The organism is Rhizobium sp. 01T437 (assembly GCF_056398505.1).
The window spans coordinates 326944-351333 of the sequence record NZ_JBFTPM010000007.1; the positions used below are offsets into that span (position 1 = coordinate 326944).

The window sequence follows — 24390 nt, forward strand, 5'->3', positions numbered from 1 at the left end:
CTCAGCCGCCCCAGAGGAGTCAATTATTCCGACGTTGTCTCTTCGATTTCCTCCGGAATAAACCCACCGGTCTGGCGTTTCCAGAGGCGCGCGAACAGCCCGTCGCCTTCGATCAGCTGCTCCGGCCGGCCTTCCTCGATGATGCGGCCGTGGTCGAGTACGACGATGCGGTCCATGCTCGATATGGTCGACAGCCGGTGGGCGATGACGATGACGGTTTTGCCTTCCATCACGAGGTTCAGACGCTCCTGAATGGCGGCTTCGGATTCGCTGTCGAGGGCCGAGGTTGCCTCATCGAGCACCAGGATCGGGGCGTTCTTCAAGAGCACGCGGGCGATCGCCACGCGCTGGCGCTGGCCGCCCGAGAGCTTGATGCCGCGGTCGCCGACATAGGCCTCGTAGCCTTTGCGGCCTTCGCTGTCGGCGAGATCGGCGATGAAGATATCGGCGCTCGCCATCTTCGCGACATTCTCGATCTCCTCCTGTGTGGCCTCCGGCCGGCCGTAGCGGATGTTGTCGCCGACCGAGCGGTGCAGCAGCGCCACGTCCTGGGCAATGACTCCGATGGCGCGGCGAAGGCTCGACTGGGTGACTGAACGGATATCCTGGCCGTCGATGCGGATCGCGCCGTCCTTGATGTCGTAGAAGCGCAAGAGCAGGTTGGCGAGCGTCGTCTTGCCGGCGCCTGAGAGGCCGACGAGGCCGACTTTTTCGCCGGGACGGACGGTCAATGACAGGTTGTCGATGACGGGTTTGCCGGATTTGTAGGCGAAACGAACGTCGTCGAAGCGGATTTCGCCGTTCGGGACGACAAGGTCCTGCGCATCCGGCTGGTCGGTGATGGTGGGCGGTGTCGTCATGACCGGCATGGCGTCCTTGATCGTACCGATCGCCTGGAAAATCTGCTGGCCCATCTGCAGGAATGTAAATGTGTGACCGGATAGCCGGTTGAGAACATAAACGGCGGCAGTGAATTCGCCGATCGTGACGAAGCCATCAACGAGCCCGGTAAAGCCGATCGACAGGATGGCCAGCCAATGCATCACGTTGAGGACGACGACGATGACCTCTGCGGTCCGATAGATGCGCTGTTCGCTTTGCTGAGCCTTGATCGCCTTGCCGATGATGCCTCGGATAGCGCCCGCCTCACTGTCTTCGGCGGCGAATTGTTTCACCATCTGCATATTGGCGTAGAGATCGGTAATAGCGCCCGAAATCAGGCTGCGGCGCTTGGCGGAGCGGCGTGCTCGTTCGGTGAAGACAGGCGCCAGCCTGACGGCGAGCAGCACGTTGAGCGTGATCCATACGATGGTCGGCAGCGCAAGCTGCCAGGAGAGTGCGCTCAGAAGGATGACGGAGCCGACCATCTGCATGATGAAGCGCGGGATGGACTGGAAGGCCGATATAACCTGCTGCTGGACGGCGGAGGCTACCTGCTGCAGGCGCGAGGCGACTTGGCCTGCATAGAGATCGTGGAAGAAGGCGAGATCCTGCCGCTCCACCGCTCTGTGGCCCTGCCACTGAATAGCGGCCGGCATGCCGATGCCGAGCGTATGCGAATTCAGCGTATTGACGAGGAAGGAGGCAATAGGGATGCAGGGGAAGAGCATCAGGCCGAGCAAGATCAGCAACGGCCGGTCATTGTGCAGGAAAGCGGCGGCACCCTGCTGCGTGACGCCATCGACGATGATTGACAGGCCCCAGACGATCGTCAGATTCATGGCCTCGATCGCCATGGTGCAAAGGGCGAGCGTGATCAGGATGCCACGAAACATCGAGATGAAGTGCAGGAGCACCGTCACCGGCCCCTTCGACGGCAGCGGCCGGTAGGGGATATCGAGCGGCCGGATCAGGTTTTCGAAGGGGCGGTAGATCGCATCTGAAATCGACATAATCGACTTAGGCCTCTCGGGTGCAACATCGGGAAGAGGGCGGCGTGTCAGGCGACGCGCGGGCCGCATGGAATCATCTTCCGGCTGCAATCTCAATTAGAAATTTTGGAAATCTTTGAGATCACGGGGCGAAGTATCAGCTCGACCGCCGCGCAACGCTGCCTTGCTGGAAGTGCTCGTCGGCAGCGGCGATCTGCACCCAATGGTGTTTCGACTGCTCGAAGATCGATTTGGCAGGCGCCGGGAATTGGCTCAAGTCGGCCATAGCCCCCAGGGCGACACCGATCATGGAGGGCAGGTTGTCGGCCTTCCAGTAGACCGATGAGCCGCAGTTCGGGCAGAAGTAGGTATGCACCTTTCCGCCGCTTGCCGCATCGCGGGTGTATTGCTTACCGAAGCCAGACACGGTGACGGCTTCGGCCGGATAGAAGGCGCCGGCGCCGAAAGGGGCGCCTGTTCGTCTCTGGCATTCGATGCAGTGACAGGCGATCACCACATTTGGTTTATCCGGCAGCGCCAATCTGAGCGCGCCGCAGCTGCATTGGGCATTGGCCATCGAGAGACTCCTGTTTTGCGAGGTTTTGGGGAAGGTGTCGGAGTTTTATGGGGAGATGCCGGGGCACTGAGCTGAATTCGCTCACCTTGAAATGATGGCAGCGCCATCAGCGGCGGCACCTTTCCGGAAGGGCCATAAGCGAGAGATCAAGCCGAACAAGCCGATAGGAAGCCATGCCCGAAGCGATTTCTGCTCGGAAAGCCGATGCCTGTGGAACAGACCCGGCTGTTGTTCGAGAGATCAGACAGTCGGCCGCCCTGGCATCGTGATCGTACTGTTGCAGGGCCTGTTGTCTCAGCCGCGGCGAGCTGCCTCTATTGCCGCGACGTCGATCTTGCGCATGGTCATCATAGCGTCGAAAGCGCGCTTTGCCTCGGCTCCGCCTGCCTGCATCGCTTCCATCAGGGCGCGCGGGGTGATCTGCCAGGAGACGCCCCATTTATCCTTGCACCAGCCGCATTCGCTTTCCTGGCCGCCATTGTTGACGATTGCGTTCCAGTAGCGGTCGGTCTCTTCCTGATTTTCCGTCGAGATCTGAAAGGAAAAGGCTTCGCTATGCTTGATCGAGGGGCCGCCATTCAGGCCGATGCAGGGAATGCCGGCAACCGTGAATTCCACGACCAGCACGTCTCCCTGCTGACCGGCGGGATAATCGCCGGGGGCGCGGTGGATGGCGCCGACTTTGCTGTCCGGAAAGATCCCGGCGTAAAAGCCGGCGGCCTCCTCGGCGTGCTTGTCATACCAGACACAGATTGTGTTCTTGTGCATCGCGCGGTCCTTTGGTGTTTTCCCCTGATGGCAGTGACATAAGGGACAAAGCGGTTTTCTCCAGTCCAAGCGCGCCATTTTAAGAAATTGTGGCTGCTATCCCCAGAACCATGATTTGTTGACCTCCGTCGTCGCCTCTGATGGGGTGAGGCCGATATCGCGGAGCGCATCGTCGGACAGGCCGGAGAGCGTCAGCCTTTCGCGGCGCTTGTTCAGGTAAAGGCGGATGCCCATCAGGCAGCGGCGCATGACGCCACCGGTCGGCGCGCGATCTAGAGTTCTCGATATTTCCACGTCAGTCGTCATCAGGCATCTCCAGCACTCGTCTTGGACGCTCAAGATGGACTGGCGCATGCCTGCAAGGAAGCTTATGGTTCTTATGCAATCCATAAGGAATTCTTCTGATGCTGAATCTCGACCAGCTTTCCGCCTTCGTCAGCGTCATCGATCTCGGCAGCTTTACGGCTGCTGCCGAAAGAGCGGGGCTGACGCAGCCGGCCGTCAGCCTGCAGGTGAAGCTTCTGGAACAGAGGATGGGCGTTCGGCTGATCGAGCGGGTCGGCCGCCGGGCGCAGCCATCTGCAGCGGGTGTCGAACTGCTGGCCCATGCGCGCCGGATCCTCGGCGAATGCGCGGCGGCCGAGGAGGCGATGACGCCTTACAGGCAGGGTGCGGTGGGGCGCGTGCGGATCGGCAGCGGCGGCACCGCCTCGATCCATCTGCTTCCCCACGCAATCGCCGCCGTCAAGAAACGCATGCCCGGTCTGGAAATCGTGGTTCGTGTCGGCAACACCGACGAGATGATCCGCGATCTCGAAACCAATGCGCTCGATATCGCCGTCGTGACGCTGCCGACGTCCGGCCGCTCCATAGAGATCGAACCCTTTTACGAGGATGAGCTTGTCGCCGTGGCGCCGAAGGGGAGCGCCATGCCGGAGGACGGCCCCACGCCTGATTTCTTCACGGACAAGATCATGATGCTCTACGAGGGCGGCAATACGCGCCGCGCCACCGACGAATGGTTCGAGGCCGCCGGCATCAGGAGCCAGCCCACCATGGAGTTCGGCAGCGTCGAGGCGATCAAGGAACTGATCGCGGCGGGACTCGGATGGTCGATACTTCCGGGGCTTGCCCTGAAGCGTGACCGGGGCCGGTTCGTGACGTCACCCGTTCAGCCGCCGCTCGTGCGCCAGCTCGGCATGGTCATCCGGCGCGACAAACATCTGACGCGGGGACTGCGCGAGGTGATGAAGTGCCTTCGCGCATTCGAGGCATAACGGCTTTTGACTAAGCTGTCATGCGGCAGCTCCGAGAGCGCTCTGTTCGGCGCAGATGCGGTCGATCAGGGCATCGAAATCGCCCTTCGGCGGACGGCCCTTCGCGAAACGCTGCTTGAGGTGCATGATCGGCTCGGCAAGGATTTCATCGAGGCTTTCGGCGCAGGTGAAGTCGCCGGCAACACTCTTGACCTTGGAATTATCGAAAATAGCCGTCCAGGCCTTATCGCCGGTCAGCGGTCCGATCCATTCCGGATTATACTTGACGAGCGTGTCTGTCGGCACATGGACGATCTTCGCCTCGACGCCCAGCAACCTTGCGATCGCCTTCTGGATGTGATCCCAGATATGGGCGTGGTCGTTGGTGATGTGGAAGATATCGTGCAGCGCCTTCTGCTTGCCGAACAGGCCGACGAAGGGCACGGCGAAATCGACCGAGCGGGTGAGCGTCCAGGGCGTATGACCGTCGCCAGCCACAATGGTCGGCTCGCCATCCAGCATGCGCCTTGCCATGACATCGCTGTCGCCCATCATGATCGGCAGGCCGGTGCGAACGGTGTGGCTGGGGCGCACGATCGTCCAGGCGAGCTTGTCGGCCTTCTTTAGCAGTTCTTCGCAAGCAATCTTGGCCTGGCTATAGGGCCAGTAGGGGTTGATTGCCGGTGTCCTCTCTTCTGATATCACATAATGGCGGGCCGGCTTTTCATAGACCGAGGCCGACGAGATGAAGATGTACTGGCCGCAATGGCCGGAGAAGATCTCGATATCGCGGGCGATCTGATCCGGCGTGAAGGCGATGAATTGGGCGACGACGTCGTAATTCGCTTTGGCGAGATCGGCATAGGCTGATGATCCAAGTTCGCCGACGATGGAAGTGACGCCCGCGGGCAGGGGGTCGCCCCTCAGGCCGCGGTTGAACACGCTGACCTGGTGGCCCTGGGCTACGGCGCGTTCGACGCAGGGATAGGAAATCTGGCCGGTGCCGCCGATGAAAAGGATATTCAAAGCCATGTGGGAATCTCCGCGTCGGATGGGGCAGGATTATCGATAATCTTCATAGCGCGAAAGCGATGGGCCGTCTTCTGCAAAATGGCCGGCATGGTGACGCAGCGGGCGTTTGCGTGTCAGATTCGTGCTGCAGCGAGGGAAGATATAGGTTTTCGGGCACAGGACGTGGTGACCACGCATAGATGTGCTGCGGCTCGCGGCGTGCCAGAGCGGCTAATGCAGATCCGTGACGGCCTGCCTTTCCCGGGTATCGAAAGCCGCCGGCACGCGAGACGGCATTGTCGCGGGATTTGAGCCGGAGTGGGAAGCAACTAACCTTTTCACACCGTCTTCGCCGCTTTATGAACCTCCTATTCGAATGAAACGCGTCGGAGAAACTATGAGCAATGATGCCCGCAAAACCATAACCACCTGGTATGTCGATCCCGACGCCGAAGACCGGATGGCGGATGGGCATGCGCCGATCTGGCGACACCTCATCGACATCATCACCGAGCGTGACCTTTCGGAAAAAAGCGTTCTCGATTTCGGCTGCAATCAGGGCGGTCTCCTGCGGCACCTCTATGCCATCCGGCCGTTTCGCAAGGCGCTGGGCATCGATATCGCCGAGCAGTCGGTCGCCAAGGCCGAAGCGCTCAAGGGCAACCTTCCTGTGCAGCATGCGGTCGGCGGGACACTTGACGGATGGGCGGAGGAGTTCGATCTGGCAATCAGCCACGAGGTCATCTACCTCGTCGAAGATATCGATGCGCACGCTGCCGATATCTGGAAGTCGCTCAAGCCGGGCGGCGTCTATTATGCGGTGACCGGGTGCCATACCGACAATCCACTTTGGCCGAAATGGCGTGAGCTTGTCGCCAAGCGGACGAACACGGTGGTGCAGGATCGCTCGATCACCGACTACGGACGCGCGTTTGCGAAGGCAGGCTTCCAGGTCTCCGGCAGGAAGCTGGAATATGACGGTTTCATCCCCTTCGTCGAGGATGGCTGGACACCCGATTTTGCCGATGCGCTGGATTATTACACCCAGACCAAGATCGTCTTCCGGCTCGTCAAGCGCCCGGACGGGCGAGCCGCGTAAGTTCGACGTCGAAATGAGGCGGCTTGTCGGGATCAACTTCGACGAACCGCCCTTTGACCCGGAACGTTTTTTCGATCAGGCCGCTTTCTGCGAGCGCTCTCGGCTCACCATCGAAACGCAATTCTCCCCGCTCGAGAAGTGAAATGCGGTCGCTGACGGCGATGGCCTGATTGATGTCGTGGATCGCCATGACGATCGTGACGCCCTTTTCCCGGCTGAGGCGGTGGATGAGATCGAGGATCTCCACCTGATAGCCGATGTCGAGGAAGGAGGTTGGCTCATCGAGGAGCAGGATGCCGGCTTCCTGCGCAAGGGCCGCCGATATCCATGCCCGCTGGCGCTCTCCGCCGGACAGCTCCCGCAGTGCCCTGTCTGCCATGCTCGTAAGACCGGTGCTGTCGAGCGCCCATTCGATGGCTTTTTCGTCCCTGCCGTCATAGGAGCGAAACAGGCCGACATGGGAAAACCGGCCCTGGCGCACGAGCTGTGCAATGGTCATCTCATCAGGGGCCGAAGGCTGCTGCGGCAGGAAGGCAAGCTTCCTGGCGATGGCGCGCCTCGACATCGACGCGACGGACACATCCTCGATCGCGGCAGATCCTTCTGCCGGTTTGATCAGTCCGGCGAGCGATTGCAGCGCGGTGCTCTTGCCTGAGCCATTGGGGCCGATCAGCGCGCGGATTTCGCCTTTTTCCATGGATAGCCGAAACCCGCTGAGCGCCTTTCGGCGGCCATAGAGAACAGATAGTTGCGAACAGCTCAGCGGCATGGGCGATCTCAAGGAACTTTGCGGAGAAGGGCAAGAAGAACAGGCACCCCGAGGATTGCGGTGACCACGCCGATCGGGATTTCTTCGGCGCGCCCGACGAGGCGGCCAACGAGATCACCAAGCGTGACGAGAACTGCGCCGAGAACGATCGTCAGGGGAATGACCCGCTGGAGGTGGCGTCCGGCCAGGAAGCGGGCGAGGTGGGGAACGACAAGCCCGATGAAGATGATGGGGCCGACCGCGCCGACCGCGCTTGCCGCAAGGGCGCAGGACACCAGAAGCACCAGGGAGAATTGCCTGCGGTAAGAAAGACCGAAGGAGGCGGCGACAGAGGCATCCAACTGCAGCAGGACCAGTGGGCGATAGATGAACGGCAGGACGGCAAAGCCCGATATCGTGAACGGCAGGAGAAAGAGCGCGTGATCCCAGGTGCGGGCATAGAGGCTGCCCGAGAGCCATTCGAGAATGATTTCTATCCGCGCCGAACCCCAGCCAGCGATCAATCCAATGGCGAGCGCATGCAGAACCGCTCCGATCGCAATGCCACAGAGGGTGATCCTGAGAGGGCTGAGATCGAGCCGAAAGGCCAGCAGATAAATGATCCCGCCTGCCGCCAGACCGCCTGCCAGGCCGGCCGTCGGCAGCCATGCGATCGGCAGTTCGGCGAGCGTGTTCGAGCCCGGGTTGAAGATATAGACGGTGAACAGCAGGAATAGCGTCACCGTCAGCGTCGCGCCCTGCGAGACACCCATCAGGGAAGGGTCGGCAAGAGGGTTCCGGGTGATGGTTTGCAGCAGAAGGCCTGCGACGGCGAACTGAATGCCCGCCAATATGCCGGTGATGATCCGCGGCAGGCGGATATCGATGATGATCGAACGTGCTTCCGGGGACCCGTGTCCGGTGAGGGCCGCGATGATATCTGCGGCAGGAATATCCACCACGCCCAGAAAGACCGCGGCGACGAGAGACAGGACGACGAGTGCAAGGCTGGCCGGCAGCAGCCAGGCCGTCGATCGCGTCTGTGTCGGGGATGCCATCGTCATGCGGCGTCCCGCTGGAAGTCGAGGCGGCCGCGCTGGATCAGGTAGACGAAGATCGGCCCGCCAAGGAGCGCGGTGATGATGCCGACCGGCAATTCCTTGGGAATGGCGATCGTCCGGGCAACCAGATCCGCGCAGGTCACGATGAATGCTCCTGTTGCCGCCGTGAGCGCGATCTCCCAGACCGTGCCCTGCGGCTTGAGAAGACGAGCGATATGCGGGGCCGCAAGGCCGACGAAGGCGATCGGGCCGGCCACCGGAGCGACGCCGGCCACGGGACAAATTGCGAGAATAAGCAGAACCGGCTTCCAGACGTGGAGCTGCAGACCCATGGCCGCGGCCGCGTGCTCGCTCAGCGCAAACATGGCGATGACCCGGTGCAGCAACAGTGCTCCGACGATGCCGACGCCAGTCCACGGCAGCATATGGACCAGGTGCGACCATGTGCGGCCCTGGAAGCCTCCTGATAACCAGAAGAGAAGAGCGGTCGACTGCGGCCCTGCGAGCAGCAGCACATAGATCGTAATGGCGCCAAGGAAGAGCGAAACGCTGACGCCGCCAAGTGCCAGGTGCAGGGGGCGTCCGTTGCCGCCTCTGGCCACCCAGAAGGTGACCGAAGCAGCAGCGAGCCCGCCTGCAAGGCCAATGAAGGGGTAATAAGCGGACGAGATCCAGGGCAGGAGAACGAAGCATCCGACGATCGGCGCGACAGCGCCGGCGGTGACGCCGGTGATGCCGGGATCGGCGAGCGGATTGCGCGTCAACGACTGCAGAAGGTAGCCCGACACGGCAAGACCTGCGCCCGCGACGGCGGCCGCAAGGCTGCGCGGCAATCTCAAGGTCCAGACGAGGATCGAGTCGATCTTTGCATCCGGGGCAAAGAGCGCGCGCAGCACGGTTTCGAAGGAGAGCATCTTTGCGCCCGGCAGCAAGCCCACCAGGACAATCAGCAGTGTCGCGGCGACGACGAACCCAATGGCAACAGAGGATTTGCGAGCGTTCATCGTCGTCGCGATCAATTCGTTATCTCTGTGCTTCGGCCGGAATGATATTGGCGGCTTCCGCCCGCACGTCGACTGCCGGGAATACCTCCGGATAGAGGTAGTGAGCCGCTTCGCGCAGCACGACCTCGCGGGCGATGGGGCCGTTCGTTTCGACCCACTGGTCGCCGACATAGAGCACCCGCTTGTTCTTCACGGCAGTCAGTTCCTGCCAGATCGGGTTGTTTTCATGCGGCCGGTCGGGGCCTGAATCGTAGATGAAGAGGACTTCCGGGTCCTTCTCCAGCATGGTTTCCAGGCTGAGATCGATGCCGAACTCACCACCTGGCGTCATGTTGCCGGCGATATTGTCGCCTCCGATGGCTGCAAGGATCGAAGCGGAGGTGTTTTCGGTGTGGAATGCGAACGGCGTTTCACCGCCCCACATGATCGCGAAACGAGGATGGACATCCTTGGGGGCTTTGGCGGCATAGTCCGCGAGATGCTCCCGGAATTCCTTGTTCAATTGAACGCCGCGCTCCGGGTTGCCGAGGATTTTCGAAAGTTCGGCGATCTCGCGGTCGCTACCATCAAGCAGTTCCATATTGTAGGCGACATAGGGGGCGATCTTCTCAAGCTGCGGCGCGTTGCCCACTGTGTAGCGGCGGATAGCCACGATCAGGTCGGGCTTTGCTTCGGACAGAAGTTCGAGATTGGGTTTTGCCCGCTGGCCGATCTGCTTCATGCCGGCAGTCAGGCCGAAAAGAAAGTCCGGTTCGCGCCCTTTTGTCATGTAGGTGCTGGCCACGGGCTTGATGCCGAGAGCAAGGGCGACGTCATCCGCGAAATAGGAAATTGCTGCGATCCGTTTGGGCTGGACGGGAACCTCGACCGTGACGCCGCGGTCATCGGTTACGGAGAAGGTCTTGCCATCCTCAGCGAACACGGGGGCGCTCACCATTGCGGACAAGAGGCTGATGAGAGTTGCGAATTTCTGGACGTTGGTCGCCATTGCGTATCCTCCAAAGACTAGGCGAGGTCGCTTTAGGCGTTAAAGAAGAGTTCTGCAATCCACTTTTAGATCCGACGCCGACAATTATTTCCGGTCAGCATGTGAAAGGCGTCGGCGGACGATGCTCGCGTGCAACCTTGCTCCGTGGAGCAGCCCATCATCGTTGAAATCGAAGGTCGGATTGTGAAGGGGCGCGGAGGTCTCGCCATTGCCGAGGAAGACGAAGCAACCGGGGACAACATCGAGGAAGCGGGCGAAATCCTCCGATGCCGTCATCGGTTCCTTTCGGAGCTCGATGTTGCCGGGCTCGAAGATGTCGTGGGCGGCAGCGAAGGCCTCTTCGGTAAGGGCAGGGTCGTTCAGCAGGGGGATGAATTCTCTGGTGTAGGTGACTTCGGCGACGAGGTTATAGGTCGCAGCGGTACCTTCGGCGATGATGCGCATCTGCCTTTCGATTTCGGCGCTGACGTCAGGGTGGAAACTTCTGGCATCACCGAGAATGCGGGCGAGGCCAGGAAGGGCGTTGCGGGTGCCGTCGGTCAGGAGTTCGGTGACGGAGACGACGCTGATATCGGTTGGGTCGAGGCGGCGGGAAACGATGGTCTGCAGGTTCAGGACCAGGGCGCAGGCGGCGACCAGCACCTCGTTCGTCGCATGCGGGCGGGCGGCGTGGCCGCCGGTGCCCTTGAGCACGATCTCGAAATTATCCTCCGCCGACATGAAGGCGCCGGGACGGGTCTGGAAATGACCGACGGGCAGGCCCGGCAGGTTGTGGATGCCGTAAATCTCGTCGAAGGGGAAGCGCTCGAAAATGCCGTCCTCGATCATCGTGAGCGCGCCCTTGCCCCATTCCTCGGCGGGCTGAAAGATGAAGCGCACAGTGCCGTCGAAACCGCCTTCTTCGGCGAGCATTCTGGCCGCACCGAGCAGCATGGCGGTGTGGCCGTCATGGCCGCAGGCATGCATGACGCCCGGGTTGCGCGAGGCATAGGGCCGGTCGGCCTGCTCGGGAATGCGCAGGGCGTCCATATCGGCTCTCAGCGCAATCGAGCGGTTGCCGCTGCCGCGTTTCAGCGTGCCGACGACACCCGTGCCGCCGATGCCTTCTGCGATATCATCGATGCCGAATTTACGGAGCTTTTCGGCGACGAAGGCCGAGGTCTGCTTTTCCTCGAAGCCGAATTCCGGGTGGGCGTGGAGGTGGCGTCTCCAGGCGCGCATGTCAGAGGCCAGTCGGTCGAGATCCATCTTTCTATTCCTCTTGCGCCAGTGTGCTGACGACGTCGAGCAGGATGTTGGCGCCTGCGACGAGATCGTCATGAGAGGTGAATTCCCTCGGATTATGGCTGACGCCGCCCTTGCTCGGCACGAAGATCATGGCTGATGGAGCGATGCAGGCGATCATCTGGGCATCGTGGCCGGCGCCGGAGGTCATGCGCTTGCAGGGCAGGGCGCGTGCCCTGGCGGCCGCCTCAATCGTGGTGACGATCCGCTCGTCGAACTTGACCGGCTCGAAGCGGGCGAGCCGCGCCACCGAGATCGCGACCTGCTCTTCGGAAGCGAGGTTTTCGAGGAAGCGGGCAAGGGCTGCCTCTTCCTCTTTCAGCCGATCCTCATCCGGGTCGCGCAGGTCGACCGTGAAGATCGCCCGCGAGGGGATGACGTTGATGGCGTTCGGCTGGAGTTCCATGCAGCCGACAGTCGCGACCGTCGGCGTGTTCGATGCCATGGCGCGCTCGCGCAGGAAGGTGATGACGCGGGCGCTCGCATGGCCGGCATCGCGGCGCATCGTCATCGGCGTGGTGCCGGCGTGGTTGGCGTCACCCTCGATCGTCACGCGCTGCCAGGAAATGCCCTGCAGGTTTTCGACTGCGCCAAGGGACAAGCCCTCGCGCTCCAGCACCGGACCTTGCTCGATATGGAGTTCGAGATAGGCATGTGGTTTCAGGAAGCCCGGCTCTTTCTCACCGGCATAACCGATGCGTTTCAGCTCGTCACCGAGCAGTGACCCATCGGTTCCTGTTGTCGCAAGCGCCGTCTGCACATCAAGCCCGCCGGCATAGACGAGCGAGCCCATCATATCGGGCGCATAACGCACGCCTTCCTCATTGGTGAAGGCCGCGACGGCGATAGGGCGGGAGGGGATGAAGCCCGACGTCTTCAGCGTCTCGATGACTTCGAGGGCTGAGAGCACGCCGTAGCAGCCGTCATAGATACCGGCGTCGATGACGGTATCGATATGCGAGCCTAGCAGCAGCGGCGGGCGATCCTCCGTGCCAGCGGGCGCCCAGATACCGAAGATATTGCCGATCCGGTCGATGGCGAGTTCCAGTCCGGCAGCTTCGATCCAGGCGACGAGGCGATCGCGGCCGAGCTTGTCCGTGTCGGAGGCGGCAAGGCGCACCAGCCTGCCATCCGCATCGCGGCCGATCGCGCCGAGTTCGGCAAGCCGGCCGAGGAGCCTTGCTGCATCGATGGATGTGTTGCTCATGCTGCACCTCGCGACAGGACCGCGTCAGGCGAGCGCCCGACGATCTCGTGATACCGGCCGGGGTCGGTGGCGCCTTCCGTGTTCACCACGAAGATGCGCGAATCCGCGCCGAGGGAAAGGGCGGCTTTCGCCAGGGGATCGGCGAGCGCCTTCAGGAGGCCGGCAAGGCCGACACCGCCGCTTTCGCCGGAGACGATGGCGGGATCGTTACCCAAGGGATTGGCAAGCTGCCGCATGATGGAGATCGCATCCTCCTCATCGACGGTCATGAAGGCATCGGCGGTGCGCGACAGGATGCGCCAGGCGACGAGGGAGGGCTCATAGCATTCCAGCATCGCCATGACGGTCGGTTCGCCATGGGCAACGGTGACCGGATGGCCGGCGCGCGCGGTTTCGAACAGACAGGCGGCACGGGCGGGATCGACGACGGTGAAGACCGGACGCTGCGCGCCCAGCACAATCGCCAGATAGCCTGCGACGGCAGCGGCGATGCCGCCAACGCCGCACTGGATGAAGACATGGGTGGGCGGCTGCGGCATCTGCTTCAGCGCCTCGCGCACCAGTGCCGTATAACCCTGCATGACGAGGCCGGGGATGCGCTCGTAGCCAGGCCAGGACGTGTCGGACACGATGGTCCAGCCGCGTTCGCCGGCGGTGCGGGCGGCCTCTCTGACGGAGTCGTCATAACTTCCCTCGACGCGGATCATCTCGGCACCAAAGCGGGCAATCGCGGCGACACGTTCGTCGCTGACACCGGCATGGACAAAAATCGCCGCCCGCGCACCAACGAGCGATGCGCCCTGAGCGACCGAGCGGCCATGATTGCCATCGGTGGCGCAGGCGAAGGTCATGGCTTCCGCGAGTTTTCGCACATCCGGAGAGTGCAGTTCGGCCATGTCGACCTTGCGTCCGAGCCTTGCCTCGGCGGCCTCCAGAACGAGGCGGATGACGGCATAGGCGCCGCCGAGCGCCTTGAAGCTGCCGAGCCCCAGGCGTTTTCCCTCATCCTTCACATGGATCGCGGCAACGCCTGACGCGGCTGCCAGCGCCGGCAGGGAGACGAGCGGTGTTTCGGCATTGTCGTCGCGGTAGCGCAGGTGGTCTTCCACGGTTGCGGCGGCGGCAATGCCGAGCGTATCGGCATCTGCCGTTTCGAGCTGATGTCGATAATCGCTTGTCGTGTTGAGGATGAACATGAAGGCCTCGCTGCTCTTTCATGGAAACATATTGCAGAGCGGGCGAAAATTGCGCTGATATTGAGAGCCGTTTTTGCAAGTTTGTTTCATGAGGGCCGCCCATGCCTGTCTCTTCGACATCCGCGCTCGATGCCTTCGACCGCAAGATCCTCGAGATCCTGCAGCGCGACAATACCACGCCGCAAAGGACGATCGGCGAGGCGGTCAACCTGTCGGCGCCATCCGTGCAGCGGCRCATCAGGCGGATGACGGAGGAGGGCGTCATCAAGGCCAATATCGCGGTGATCGATCCGGCCGCCGTCGGCCAGGCGATCACCATCTTTGTCGAGGTCGAGGTCATCAGCGAAACGGCGGAGCAGATCGAGGCGGCCAAACGCGAATTCGCCGCCGCCCCGGAAATACAGCAGTGTTATTACGTGACGGGGGAGGCCGACTTCGTGCTCGTCATCACCGTGCCCGCGATGGCCGATTACGAGGCGCTGACGCGGCGGTTATTCTTCGGCAACAACAATGTGAAGCGGTTTCGGACGTTCGTCGCCATGGACAGGATCAAGGTAGGACTGAGTGTTCCTATCTGAGGAGGCTCCGGGCCAGCGGGTCGCGCCTTAGGCCCGGAGATATTTGTCACACGGCAATTGCCGCCGCGCCTCGCGTGCGCCTCAGCAATTGGCGCAGTGACAGGGCGTGCAGGACGAGAGACGTCGGGACGGTGAAGGCCGGAATGATGGCGGTGGGGTAGGTGCCGGCCGTCAGATTGGGATGATCGAGGGCGAGCTGCTGCAGGGGGCCGGGCGTGGTAAGGGCACCCATCGTGACCGCGACGACCAGATCGGCTATGCCGAAGAGGTTCCAGAACAGAGCCGCCCGGGTGCTGCCTGGCCGGCCACTTGCGAGCACTGCTGCTGTCGGCAAGGCCATCAGCCCGGTGATCACGTCACCCGTGCCGGCAGGAAGGGCGAAAACGCCCGGCGTCGTCCCGGCCAGCCAGTTGGCGAGGAATACACCGCCGATCACCCTGTAGGCCTGGAGGCCGATCAGCCAGTTGGCAGGCATTGCATCGAGCAGCACGCCGATCCGGTCCGAGCGCGACAAAAGCGTGATCACGATTGCCGTCGGCACGACGATCATCAGTGGCAGCAAAGGGATTGAGACTGCTCCCGGCAGAAGAAGGCCATCGGCGACAATAATCCAGGCCGCGCCGTGCCAGAGAGTGAGCGGAACGGCGATCGCCAGCCAGGTCCATGTCCGCTCCGACGTGGTGAGGGAGGTGCGCGACAATCCTGCCCAGGTTCCGCCAAGTACGATGAGATGCACGGCGATACGCGCGACGATGATGGACAGGTCCGAGCGTTGAAGCTCCGGTATTGTGACGAGTGCAGCGAACCAGAGGCCCGTTGCGACTGCGCTGCCGGCGAATGCAAGTGTGGGGCTGGTGAAGTTAGCGGTGATGTTCGGTGCCAATGTGAGATCCTCCCGTTTGGCAAAACCGGTGATGCGTTGCAGCAATCGGTGCCCGATCTGCATCGAGCTTCAGGCCAGCGCTGCATTCATTCGGAGGCGTGTTACGCTCCAAGATATATAACTCTTATTATAAGAGTTACTCATCAGGCAAGCGATTTATCTGCCCAGTTTGTCGCAGGGCGGTTGTTTGCCGAGCTTTCTTGAAACGGCGTCCCCAGCAAACTAATGTGGCTCTCATGATGAGAGGAGCCGGCAATTCTCTGGGCTTCCAGAAAGGGTTCGATGCGTTCGAAGGGTTTCGATGGAATGGTATGCTCGATTGCCGGCGTCATGGCGGCGATCGGCGATCGGTGGGGTTTGCTGATCTTGCGCGATCTTGTCTGCGGCCTCAGCCGCTATGAGGATTTTCGCCAGTCCTCCGGCGTGACCAATGCGACGCTCAGTGACCGGCTGAAGCATCTGGAAGCCAATGGTCTCATCGAGCGGCGGCGCTATCAGGTGAACCCGGAAAGGTTCGAATATCTCCTGACCCGGAAGGGCTGGCAGATCGCGCCCATCATGCCGGTGCTCGCCCAGATCGGCGACAGCCTCGGCATGTCGGGTGCATCGGGACCGCCCATGACCTTCGTCAATCGCAAAACAGGGGCGGAGATACGCTGGGGGTTCATCGATCAGAAGACCGGCGAACCGGTGAGCCCGGTGGATCTCGACATCAAGGAAGGGGATGGCGCGGATGACGCAGTTCGCTGGCGATTGTCTCACGCCGGGGCTCGCCGGAAGGCGCTCGACGATATTCTTGCTGGCTCCGGTGAGGCAACGGATGCGCAACAGGAGAAGCCTGTGGGTTAAGGCTGGCCTCACCCTTCAGAGGTGAGAGGTGCGGCAGGCGGTGAGCGGTCCCCGCCTGGGTTTGCAAATCGATACCCGACGATATGGCCGATGATCATAGCTATCGCGACGATTGTGATGGCCGCGAACATGTTTGTCCATGCGGCGAGCAGGGAAAGAAAACACCAGCACGTAATTGCGAACGGCGTTGCGAGGCTTGAGACCAGCATAACGATCAGCAGCAGCGCTCCATACATGTTGGAATCGGCTTGCAGGGACGGCACTTGTGTAATGGCAAGAGCAGATAGGCCGCCGAGTGACAGAGCGAATGGTATCGCCAATCTGGCTTGAAATGCGCGAGGCCCTATCCGCTGCCGCTTTCGTCCAAGACGGGTCGGAATTGCGGTCATGAGAAACGTCGTCATCCCGAGAAGACAGAGGATGAATGTAGAGAATGAGAGCATCGCATACAGCCCTTTGGAAATGCTGGCGGACTGATATCATCTTTCGCGTGTATAAAATGCTTGTCATCGCGGTCTGGTAAATGCTTTGTCTCTGCGAAAACTCGCATCCGATATTTGCCTGCATAGACGGCCGTCATCATGGCGGAGGGAAGGATGGTTATGGCAAAAAATCAGTCGCATATTCCAGGATCGGGAATCTCCGCTAGGATTCACCGGGTTCATCGGCAAGCGGGAGGTGCCCATTCATGTTGATCATTTTCGGCGGTTTGCCGGGCTCGGGGAAGACGACGATTGCGCGTGCCCTGGCGAGAGAGCTTGGGGCCGTCCATCTGCGTATCGATACGATCGAGCAGAGCATACGAGCTTCGGGCATGTTGAGGTCGGAGGTCGGCCCGGCAGGCTATATGGTCGGATACGGAATTGCCGAAGACAATCTCACGCTCGGTAACATCGTCGTTGCGGACTCCGTGAATTCCCTGAAGGTGACGCGGGATGCCTGGTTGTCGGTTGCAGCGCGATCGGGCGTGCCGGCCGTCGAGATCGAAATCATCTGCTCGGACCGGGATGAGCATCGCCGCCGGGCGGAGACGCGGGTAAGTGATGTTCCGGGGCTGAGAAAGCCGAGCTGGGAAGAGATCGTCGCACGCGATTATGACGACTGGGGGCAGAGGCCTATCGTTGTCGACACTGCCAAGCAAAGCGTGGATCAAGCCGTTGCCGAATTGATGTCAAAGATTGGAGCTGGCCGGCGTCAGTAACAACGGCGGGACGTGAACCTGCCAAGGGTCTGCTGATTGACCTTGGACCGCATCGGGGCGCTAATGGAGCGGTATCGTCGCTGCTTGCAGGCGAGGAGGACGCGATGCTGCTCAAGGGGGAACGAACCTTCGTCGTGCGCGACATGGGAGGGTTTGTCGTGCATATCAACATGCCGGGATGGGTGAAGCCGAAGCCTGGGGATCATGGGCACGGGCCGCTGGCGATGGTGGTCGAATCCATCCTGCATCCGGGCCGGTTCATTGCCATGCACGAGCACCGCAATGACGAGATCATCTCCTGGGTGCCTGAAGGCGTGATGCGCCATGAAGACAGAGCCCGTGGCCGGCTGGTTTGCGACAGCGGGCATCTGATGGTGATGAATGCCGGGCGCAGCTTCTGGCATTCCGAGGAAACGCTGGCCTCCGATCCGCCGCTGCGCATGCTGCAGATCCTCGTGCGGCCCGATGCTGTCGATCTCGAACCTGGCATCCAGTATGGGGCAATGCCCGAAATCATGCCCAATCGCTGGCGGCACCTTGTCGGGCCGGAAGGCGGCGATGCGCCCTTTTTCGTGCGCAACCGGATCGATTTCTTCGATATCCGGCTGGAGGCAGGCGTGCGGGTGGACTTCCCGCATAAGCAGGGGTGTGACCTCTATTTCTATGTGTTTAGCGGCGCGGTTCTGGCCGGCGGGCAGGCGTTTGGCGAAGGCGAGCAAGGTCTGCTGCTGTCGGATGAGATGTTGACCGTGGAGGCAACGAGCGCCTGCGTGATGGTGGCCTTCCTGCTCGATCCCCGGTCTCCCGTCACGAGGCAGGGGACGATGGCCGACACCAGGAAGATTCCGCCGCCTGTCGTGATCCGTCTCGTGAAACGGTGGCAGGGGTTGAAGCGGTTGTGGTGGCGGAAGTGAAGGATAGGGGCGGGCCTCAGCTCCAGTATTTCACCGCATAGACAACCGTCATGACTGAGCCGGTGAGGATGACGAACCAGCGGACGATGGTGGCGGGCAGCACGCGCACGAGGTAACCGCCGAGATAGCCGCCGACCAGGGCGCCTGACAGCATCGTCAACGTTTCGGGCCAGTGGACGGCGCGCTGGACGATGAAGATGAGGACGGCTGCCATGCTGACCGAGGTGGCGAGCAGGTTTTTCAGCGCCTTGACGCGGCGGATGTCATTGGGATCGGCAATCGAGAGAACCGCCGTCAGGATGACGCCGAGGCCGGCGCCGAAGAAGCCGCCATAGATCGACGAGAGGCCGAGGACGGAAAGGCCGAGACCGCGCGAGGGCTCGGCATCGCCGCACCTTGCCTCCGCCCAGGCGGCGATGCGCGGCGAGAAGAGGAAGAGCAGGGTGGCAATGCCGATCAGGGCTGGAACCGGGAGAACGAAGAGCCGCTCGGGCAAGGCGAGCAGCAGCAGCGCGCCGATGGCGCCGCCGATGAGACAGACGAGGACGGAGGACCAGAGTTTTGCATCCAGCGGCAGTACCTTGCGGCGATCGGCGAGGACGGCGAGCAGATGGCCCGGCACGATCGCTACCGCATTCGAGGCATTGGCCGTGACGGGCGGCAGGCCGGCTGCGAGCATGGCGGGGAAGGTAAGCAGCGTGGCGCCGCCGGCGAGCGCATTGATCACGCCACCGGCTATGCCTGATACAAACAGCAATAAAACGATCGCTAGTGTCATTGGCTTGCTCCCCATCTCTCCGATGTGTCTTTCGATGCATCAGGGGGTATCGCGAGGACAAGCCGCCGATAGCTTCGAGCCGTTCGCGTTGCGAAATATTCCCGGAGATGACGCCAAGAGTGACGCGCGGGGCAAAGACCGGTCGCGTCTCACCCGTTTGGGCGACTTGCACACGGCGGATGCTCGCGTTGCCATGCGGAAGCGGTGGCTTGGGTTCGGCATTGTCAATCTTGGGAGGGGAAGATGCATGGTTTTACGGGAAACCCCGGCGTGGCTTGTGGCTGCGGCGGCTGTGATGATCAGGGGCGCCGGCGCTTCCTGTGCAGCGCGTTGGGAGGTGTGGCGGTAGTAGCGGCCGGGGCTGCGATCTTATCCGCGGGGCCGGCATCGGCACAGAGCACCTTGGCGCCCGATGACGCGCTGAAGGCGATGATGGATGGAAACAGGCGCTTCATCGACGGGCGTCTCCAGTCTCTCAATGAAGACCTTTCGATCCTCAAGGCGAAGACGGCAGAAAAGCAGGAGCCTTTCGCGGCGGTGCTCTCCTGCGCCGATTCACGCGTGCCGGTGGAGTTTGTCTTCGACCAGAGCATCGGTCAGCTTTTCGTCGTGCGTGTTGCGGGAAATATCGCTACGCCCGAGATCATCGCCAGCCTCGAATATGGCGTTGCCGTTCTGGGCGCCCGGCTTCTGATGGTTCTCGGCCATACCAACTGCGGTGCGGTGAAGGCGACCATCGACGGCAAGGCCGTGCCCGGCCAGATCGGCGCCCTCTATGCGCCGATCTGGCCGGCGGTGAATGCCGCAGGCAGCGACCTTGGGGCGGCCATCGATGCCAATGCCAGGATGCAGGCGACGCTCATCAGCCGAAGCTCGACCGTCATCGCAGGGGCTGCCAAGGAGGGCAAACTCAAGGTCGTGGCGGCGCGCTACGATATCGCCAGCGGCGTGGTTTCGCTGCTTGGTTAGTGGGTGCGCTTTCTTGCGGAATGGGATAGGTCTACGCCGATCAGCGCGGAGATCGCGATGTCCGACGACACACTTGCCCGTTCATTCGGCCGGCAAGCCTTTGGACTGAGCCCTGAAAACTATCATTTGGCCCGGCCACCTTGTCCGCCGGCAGTGTGGGATGTGTTGCGGCAGCGGGCCGGATTGCGATCCGGTATCTCGATACTGGAGATCGGGGCGGGGACTGGGCTCGCCACGGAACATCTTCTGGACCATGAGCCGCGGCGGCTTCTGGCCGTCGAGCCGGACAGACGGCTTGCGGAATTCCTGCGTGCGCGGCTGCATCGCCCCGAACTCGAGGTAGTCGAGCAAGCCTTCGAAGAACTGGATGAGGCGCCGCAATCCTACGATCTGGTGGTCAGTGCGACGGCATTTCATTGGCTCGATGCCGTTCCGGCGCTGCGGCGTATCCATGCGCTGCTTCGCGATGGCGGCGCGGTTGCTTTGATCTGGAATGTCTTTGGCGACAGTATCAGGCCCGACCCGTTTCATGAGGCGAGTGCGCATCTCTTTGCCGGGCATCGCCCAAGCCCGTCTGGCGGAGGGACGACGCAGACGCCTTACGGGCTCGACAGCGGGGCCCGGCTCAGGGATTTCGAGGAGGCCTCATTCCACTGCGATCCGCCTGTCATGTTCGAGTGGACGCTGACGCTCGATCCGCCCGCGGTGCGGCGGCTCTACGCGACCTATTCGAATGTCGTGGCATTGGAGGCGGGGAAGCGCGAAGGGCTGCTAGACGCGCTGGAAGATCTGGCACGGACCGATTTTGGCGGCGTTGTTACCAGGAATATGACGACGTCGGTTTTCATCGCCAGGCGGAAGTAGGGCTGGAGCGATTTTAGGGTCGCTCAGATCGCCGGGCCTGGCCGCATGCGGCTGCCGTCGCTGAAGCGCGAGAGCCGGAAGCGGTTGAGATTGTGGCCGGGCGCGTTGCCCTGGATCAGGTCTGAGACCACGCGGCCGATGCCGGGGCCGATGCCGAAGCCGTGGCCGCTCATGCCTGACGCGACGAAGAGGCCGGTGATGGCCTCAACGCGGTCGACGATGGGAACGATGTCGGGCATGGCGTCGATCATGCCGGCCCAGGTCGTCTTCAGGCGCACAGTTTCGAATTGCGGGAAGAGGCGCTGGAAATTGCGGCTGATGGCATCGAGGCTGGATTGTTCCGGGGCGGGGTTGAGGACGCGCATCCGTTCGAACGGGCTCTCGGCATCCGCCGTCCAGTTGCGCGGGGTTGACCAGCTGTCCGGGTAACCTTCGGGGGCTGCAGGCGAATAGCGGGTGCCGAAGGGGTGGGCCATGAGCGCCGGCATATATTTCGTGGCGTGGCGGAAGGCGTCGGGGCCGAGATAGAGGCGGTGGCTTCCCAGCGCCAGCGTGTAGCCGCCATCCTGCCTGCGGCGGAAGGCGACATCCGCTCCGCCTGCAGCACCTGCGTGGATTTCTGGCAGGGGCTCGGTTGCGGCGACGGTGGCGCGGACAGCAAGCTGCGGGATGGAGACGCCGTGTTTTCTGAGGAAGAGCGACGACCAGGCGCCGCCTGCAACGAGCACTGTCGAGGTCTCGATGCGGCCGGCCTCGGTCCACACACCGCTCACCTTGCCGGAGGAGATATCAAGGGTTCGTGCCGCGCAGTTTTCGATAATGGTCACACCCAGACGGGCCGCGAGCCGGGCAAGGGCAGGGACGGCGAGCCATGGCTCGGCGCGCAGGTCCGACGGCGTTGTCATCGAGCCGGCAAATTTGCGGGAGATGCCCGTGAAGAGGGAGGCCGTCTGCCCGCTGTCGAGCAGGCGGGTGTCGAGATTGTAGGCGCTCGCGAGCTTCATGAAGGTTTCGAAGCCGGCCATCTGCTTGTCGGAGTTGGCGAGATAGGTGACGCCGGTCTCGGTGAGGCCGATATCCTCGCCGCATTCCGCTGCGAGCTCCTTCCACAGGCGGCAGGCTTCGATGACGATGGGCAGTTCGTCGCCATCGCGGCCCTGCTTGCGGATCCAGCCCCAGTTGCGCGAGGACTGCTCGGCGGCGATGCGCCCCTTCTCGATGAGCGTCACGGAGATCTTGCGCTTGGCCAGAAACAGCGCCGTCGTCACACCGATGACGCCGCCGCCGATGATGACGACGTCGGATGTCTTTGGGAGCGGGCCATGATGCTGGATGGGGTCGTTTAGGGAGAAGGGGAAGGCTGGCAAGCTATGCGTCCTGAAGGGCTGATCGATAGGTACCAGTGCTAGAGGCTACGGGGCGGCAATTCAAGCTGATGTCATCGCGGTTCTGGGCTTGCCCTTAGCCGATCAAGGAGAAATTCGTCACCGACATTGCTGCCATGCCGCGACGGCAGGTTGCACAGCCGGCGGGGGAAGTGCTAGGCGAGTTTTCCGGGAAGCCTGGCCTCAGGGGGAGGCCTGGCTGCTTTGAGCTGCAAACCACGGTTGGACGATGACGACCCGCATTTATGTGATCAATCTCGACCGGTCCACGGATCGGTGGAATGCATTGTCCGATCGGGCCAAGGCCCTGCAGTTCGACCTTATTCGCATTGCCGGCGTCGATGGGCGGGAGGTTGCCGCAGATCAGCGGACGGCCTGTGATGAGCGCGCCTTTCAGCGCAACAATGGCCGGACCATCCTGCCGGGCGAATATGGCTGCTACCGGAGCCACTTGAAGGTGCTCGCAGCTTTTCTGGAAACGGGCGAGGCCGCCTGCATCATCGTCGAGGACGATGTTATTTTGTCTGCCGACCTCATTGCGCGCGCCGAAGCGGCACTTGCGGCGGTGCCCGGTGCTGATGTGATCAAGCTCTTCAATCACCGTATCGTCGGCTTCAGGCCTGTCGCCACCTCGGCTATCGGCGATGAGATCGGGCGGGTAACGCATGGTCCGCAGGGGTCGGCAGCCTGCTATGCGGTGACGCGGATGGGCGCCCTGAAGCTCCTCAAGACGGTCGGCGTCATGCGTTTTCCCTGGGATATCGAACTGGAGCGCGGCTGGGCATCCCGAGCGCGGGTCTACACGACCCGCCAAAACGTGACTGTCGTACAAGAGGGCGGCTCGAATATCGGGACGCGATCCGTCTACAGGGCCACCAAATTTCCCTGGTGGAGGCGATTGCCGACCTATGCGATCCGCATCGCTGAGACGGTTCGCAGAATCAACTATGCATTGAAAAAATAAGACGCCGGGACGGAAAACTCGGTTGTCAGGGCGGCTTTACCGTTGCCCTTAAAGTCCGTCTCAAGACTTTTTTTGGCACTTTAGCAGGCTGTTTTATCGGTGTTACAGTCGTGCATAATACTGCCGCAATTTTTCAAGAGCTACATCAGCAAGTTACCCCAAAAATGGTCGTTCTGTGGCGTAAAACTTTACGATTCTGTATACTTACACAGTCTTGTTTGCGCTGGATCTCCGATGTAGATCATCGCCGAAACCTATCGAGAAGTGTTCCGCCAACATATCAACTCGGTCGGACATCGATCTGAGGTGTATCTTGAGTGCTCGAAATGATTTCGTGGGTGAGTTGCACCCGCGTGCCTATGAGGCTGCCGATCCCGTAGCGTCTCATAAGTTGAAAATCCTGCATGTCTTGTTCTCCTCCAGAGTGGCTGGATCGGAACGATACTGCGCTGACCTCGCCAACGGGCAGGCTGCTCTTGGACATGAGGTTCACGTTGCCGGACGATACGGTTCGCCGATTGCTGGTCTGCTCTCGAAAGAGGTTGTTTTCCACGGCTTCGCGATCCCGTTTCTGCGGGGCCTGAGGCTGCGGCGGCTGATGGACAGGACAGGCATCGAGATCGCGCATGGGCATCTCAGCCATGGCTGCAAGGCGCTTGCCGCAGCGCCTGACAGCGTCGCCAGGATCGCGACCCTGCATGTCGGCTACAAGGCCAAGCAGCACGCCTGCCTCGAGGGTGTGATCTGCGTCAACACCGCCCAGTCGACGCGGCTCGGCACATTTGACGGCCAGTCGACGCTGATTTCCAACTGGCTGCCCGATGTCAGATCCGCCGAGAGCTTCGACCTGCGTGCGCAGCTGAAGTTGCCGCGCGAAACACGGCTCGTCGGCAGCGTCGGGCGTCTGCATATCAGCAAGGGATATGATGTGCTAG

The 24390-nt window shown here is 61.8% G+C and carries 26 protein-coding genes; 10 read left to right on the plus strand and 16 right to left on the minus strand.

Translation table 11 applies throughout. From position 1 onward, the window contains the following. Positions 1-23: 23 nt before the first annotated feature. The 4 genes from AC1DM5_RS17620 to AC1DM5_RS17635 form a co-directional block, all read right to left on the minus strand. Entirely contained in the window at positions 24-1892 is a 1869-nt protein-coding gene (locus tag AC1DM5_RS17620; protein WP_477819295.1) for an ABC transporter ATP-binding protein, read from the minus strand. A gap of 136 nt (positions 1893-2028) precedes the next feature. After that, positions 2029-2448 carry a GFA family protein gene (locus tag AC1DM5_RS17625; protein ID WP_477819294.1) on the minus strand — a complete coding sequence of 140 codons (420 nt, stop codon included), beginning with the start codon at positions 2446-2448 and terminating at the stop codon, positions 2029-2031. A 294-nt stretch (positions 2449-2742) separates the two neighbouring features. Continuing rightward, positions 2743-3216, minus strand: a complete 474-nt coding sequence (locus AC1DM5_RS17630; protein ID WP_477819293.1) for a VOC family protein — start codon at positions 3214-3216, stop codon at positions 2743-2745. 96 nt (positions 3217-3312) lie between these two features. Next, on the minus strand, positions 3313-3522 hold the full coding sequence (locus AC1DM5_RS17635; RefSeq protein ID WP_477819292.1) for a DUF1127 domain-containing protein: 210 nt from the start codon (positions 3520-3522) through the stop codon (positions 3313-3315). Positions 3523-3620: 98 nt separating this feature from the next. Here AC1DM5_RS17635 and AC1DM5_RS17640 point away from each other — a divergent pair, with 98 nt between their 5' ends. After that, on the plus strand, positions 3621-4493 hold the full coding sequence (locus tag AC1DM5_RS17640; RefSeq protein ID WP_477975351.1) for a LysR family transcriptional regulator: 873 nt from the start codon (positions 3621-3623) through the stop codon (positions 4491-4493). Positions 4494-4511: 18 nt separating this feature from the next. On the opposite strand, the gene AC1DM5_RS17645 is transcribed toward AC1DM5_RS17640, so the two are convergent. Beyond that, positions 4512-5504, minus strand: coding sequence for an SDR family oxidoreductase (locus tag AC1DM5_RS17645; RefSeq protein WP_477819290.1), 993 nt, complete (start codon positions 5502-5504; stop codon positions 4512-4514). A gap of 376 nt (positions 5505-5880) precedes the next feature. Between AC1DM5_RS17645 and AC1DM5_RS17650 the strand changes: the two genes are divergently transcribed. Continuing rightward, positions 5881-6582, plus strand: a complete 702-nt coding sequence (locus AC1DM5_RS17650) for a class I SAM-dependent methyltransferase (protein WP_113183421.1) — start codon at positions 5881-5883, stop codon at positions 6580-6582. Here AC1DM5_RS17650 and AC1DM5_RS17655 read toward each other — a convergent pair. From AC1DM5_RS17655 to AC1DM5_RS17685, 7 genes are all read right to left on the minus strand, one after another. After that, positions 6554-7351 carry an ABC transporter ATP-binding protein gene (locus AC1DM5_RS17655; RefSeq protein ID WP_477819289.1) on the minus strand — a complete coding sequence of 266 codons (798 nt, stop codon included), beginning with the start codon at positions 7349-7351 and terminating at the stop codon, positions 6554-6556. The genes AC1DM5_RS17650 and AC1DM5_RS17655 overlap by 29 nt on opposite strands. A gap of 8 nt (positions 7352-7359) precedes the next feature. Then, a complete protein-coding gene (locus AC1DM5_RS17660; protein ID WP_477819288.1) occupies positions 7360-8394 on the minus strand; it encodes a FecCD family ABC transporter permease in 1035 nt (344 codons plus the stop codon). Continuing rightward, positions 8391-9395 carry a FecCD family ABC transporter permease gene (locus tag AC1DM5_RS17665; protein WP_477975353.1) on the minus strand — a complete coding sequence of 335 codons (1005 nt, stop codon included), beginning with the start codon at positions 9393-9395 and terminating at the stop codon, positions 8391-8393. The genes AC1DM5_RS17660 and AC1DM5_RS17665 overlap by 4 nt, the downstream gene beginning before the upstream one ends. A gap of 19 nt (positions 9396-9414) precedes the next feature. Continuing rightward, positions 9415-10332: an ABC transporter substrate-binding protein gene (locus AC1DM5_RS17670; RefSeq protein WP_477819386.1), complete on the minus strand. Its 918-nt coding sequence runs from the start codon at positions 10330-10332 to the stop codon at positions 9415-9417. 135 nt (positions 10333-10467) lie between these two features. After that, on the minus strand, positions 10468-11631 hold the full coding sequence (locus tag AC1DM5_RS17675) for a M20 aminoacylase family protein (RefSeq protein WP_477819286.1): 1164 nt from the start codon (positions 11629-11631) through the stop codon (positions 10468-10470). A 4-nt stretch (positions 11632-11635) separates the two neighbouring features. After that, positions 11636-12874 (minus strand): allantoate amidohydrolase, encoded by a 1239-nt coding sequence (locus tag AC1DM5_RS17680; RefSeq protein ID WP_477819285.1) that lies wholly within the window; start codon positions 12872-12874, stop codon positions 11636-11638. Beyond that, the gene (locus AC1DM5_RS17685) at positions 12871-14070 is read right to left on the minus strand and encodes a diaminopropionate ammonia-lyase (protein WP_477819284.1); all 1200 of its coding nucleotides are present in this window, start codon (positions 14068-14070) and stop codon (positions 12871-12873) included. The genes AC1DM5_RS17680 and AC1DM5_RS17685 overlap by 4 nt, the downstream gene beginning before the upstream one ends. A gap of 101 nt (positions 14071-14171) precedes the next feature. On the opposite strand from AC1DM5_RS17685, the gene AC1DM5_RS17690 reads away from it, so the two are divergent. Then, entirely contained in the window at positions 14172-14648 is a 477-nt protein-coding gene (locus AC1DM5_RS17690; protein WP_477975355.1) for an Lrp/AsnC family transcriptional regulator, read from the plus strand. A gap of 46 nt (positions 14649-14694) precedes the next feature. On the opposite strand, the gene AC1DM5_RS17695 is transcribed toward AC1DM5_RS17690, so the two are convergent. Beyond that, complete coding sequence (locus tag AC1DM5_RS17695; RefSeq protein WP_477819283.1) at positions 14695-15594, minus strand: hypothetical protein; 900 nt, start codon at positions 15592-15594, stop codon at positions 14695-14697. Positions 15595-15813: 219 nt separating this feature from the next. Between AC1DM5_RS17695 and AC1DM5_RS17700 the strand changes: the two genes are divergently transcribed. Then, positions 15814-16380, plus strand: a complete 567-nt coding sequence (locus AC1DM5_RS17700) for a winged helix-turn-helix transcriptional regulator (protein WP_477819282.1) — start codon at positions 15814-15816, stop codon at positions 16378-16380. Between the two features lie 8 nt (positions 16381-16388). On the opposite strand, the gene AC1DM5_RS17705 is transcribed toward AC1DM5_RS17700, so the two are convergent. Further along, entirely contained in the window at positions 16389-16769 is a 381-nt protein-coding gene (locus AC1DM5_RS17705; protein ID WP_477819281.1) for a hypothetical protein, read from the minus strand. A gap of 299 nt (positions 16770-17068) precedes the next feature. On the opposite strand from AC1DM5_RS17705, the gene AC1DM5_RS17710 reads away from it, so the two are divergent. Together AC1DM5_RS17710 and AC1DM5_RS17715 are read left to right on the plus strand one after the other, a co-directional pair. Continuing rightward, on the plus strand, positions 17069-17581 hold the full coding sequence (locus tag AC1DM5_RS17710) for a P-loop nucleotide/nucleoside kinase family protein (protein WP_477819280.1): 513 nt from the start codon (positions 17069-17071) through the stop codon (positions 17579-17581). Positions 17582-17685: 104 nt separating this feature from the next. Next, entirely contained in the window at positions 17686-18495 is an 810-nt protein-coding gene (locus AC1DM5_RS17715; protein ID WP_477819279.1) for a pirin family protein, read from the plus strand. A 16-nt stretch (positions 18496-18511) separates the two neighbouring features. Here the strand turns inward: AC1DM5_RS17715 and AC1DM5_RS17720 are convergent, their stop codons facing one another. Next, on the minus strand, positions 18512-19273 hold the full coding sequence (locus AC1DM5_RS17720; RefSeq protein ID WP_477819278.1) for a sulfite exporter TauE/SafE family protein: 762 nt from the start codon (positions 19271-19273) through the stop codon (positions 18512-18514). A 243-nt stretch (positions 19274-19516) separates the two neighbouring features. Between AC1DM5_RS17720 and AC1DM5_RS17725 the strand changes: the two genes are divergently transcribed. Continuing rightward, entirely contained in the window at positions 19517-20242 is a 726-nt protein-coding gene (locus tag AC1DM5_RS17725) for a carbonic anhydrase (protein WP_477819277.1), read from the plus strand. A gap of 57 nt (positions 20243-20299) precedes the next feature. Continuing rightward, positions 20300-21106, plus strand: a complete 807-nt coding sequence (locus AC1DM5_RS17730) for a class I SAM-dependent methyltransferase (RefSeq protein ID WP_477819276.1) — start codon at positions 20300-20302, stop codon at positions 21104-21106. Between the two features lie 23 nt (positions 21107-21129). Here AC1DM5_RS17730 and AC1DM5_RS17735 read toward each other — a convergent pair whose 3' ends face one another. Next, a complete protein-coding gene (locus tag AC1DM5_RS17735) occupies positions 21130-22473 on the minus strand; it encodes an NAD(P)/FAD-dependent oxidoreductase (RefSeq protein ID WP_477819275.1) in 1344 nt (447 codons plus the stop codon). 247 nt (positions 22474-22720) lie between these two features. Here AC1DM5_RS17735 and AC1DM5_RS17740 point away from each other — a divergent pair, with 247 nt between their 5' ends. Both AC1DM5_RS17740 and AC1DM5_RS17745 read left to right on the plus strand, forming a co-directional pair. Further along, the gene (locus tag AC1DM5_RS17740) at positions 22721-23455 is read left to right on the plus strand and encodes a glycosyltransferase family 25 protein (RefSeq protein WP_477819274.1); all 735 of its coding nucleotides are present in this window, start codon (positions 22721-22723) and stop codon (positions 23453-23455) included. A gap of 313 nt (positions 23456-23768) precedes the next feature. After that, positions 23769-24390: glycosyltransferase (locus tag AC1DM5_RS17745; protein ID WP_477975357.1), on the plus strand; the 622-nt coding region annotated here is incomplete at its 3' end.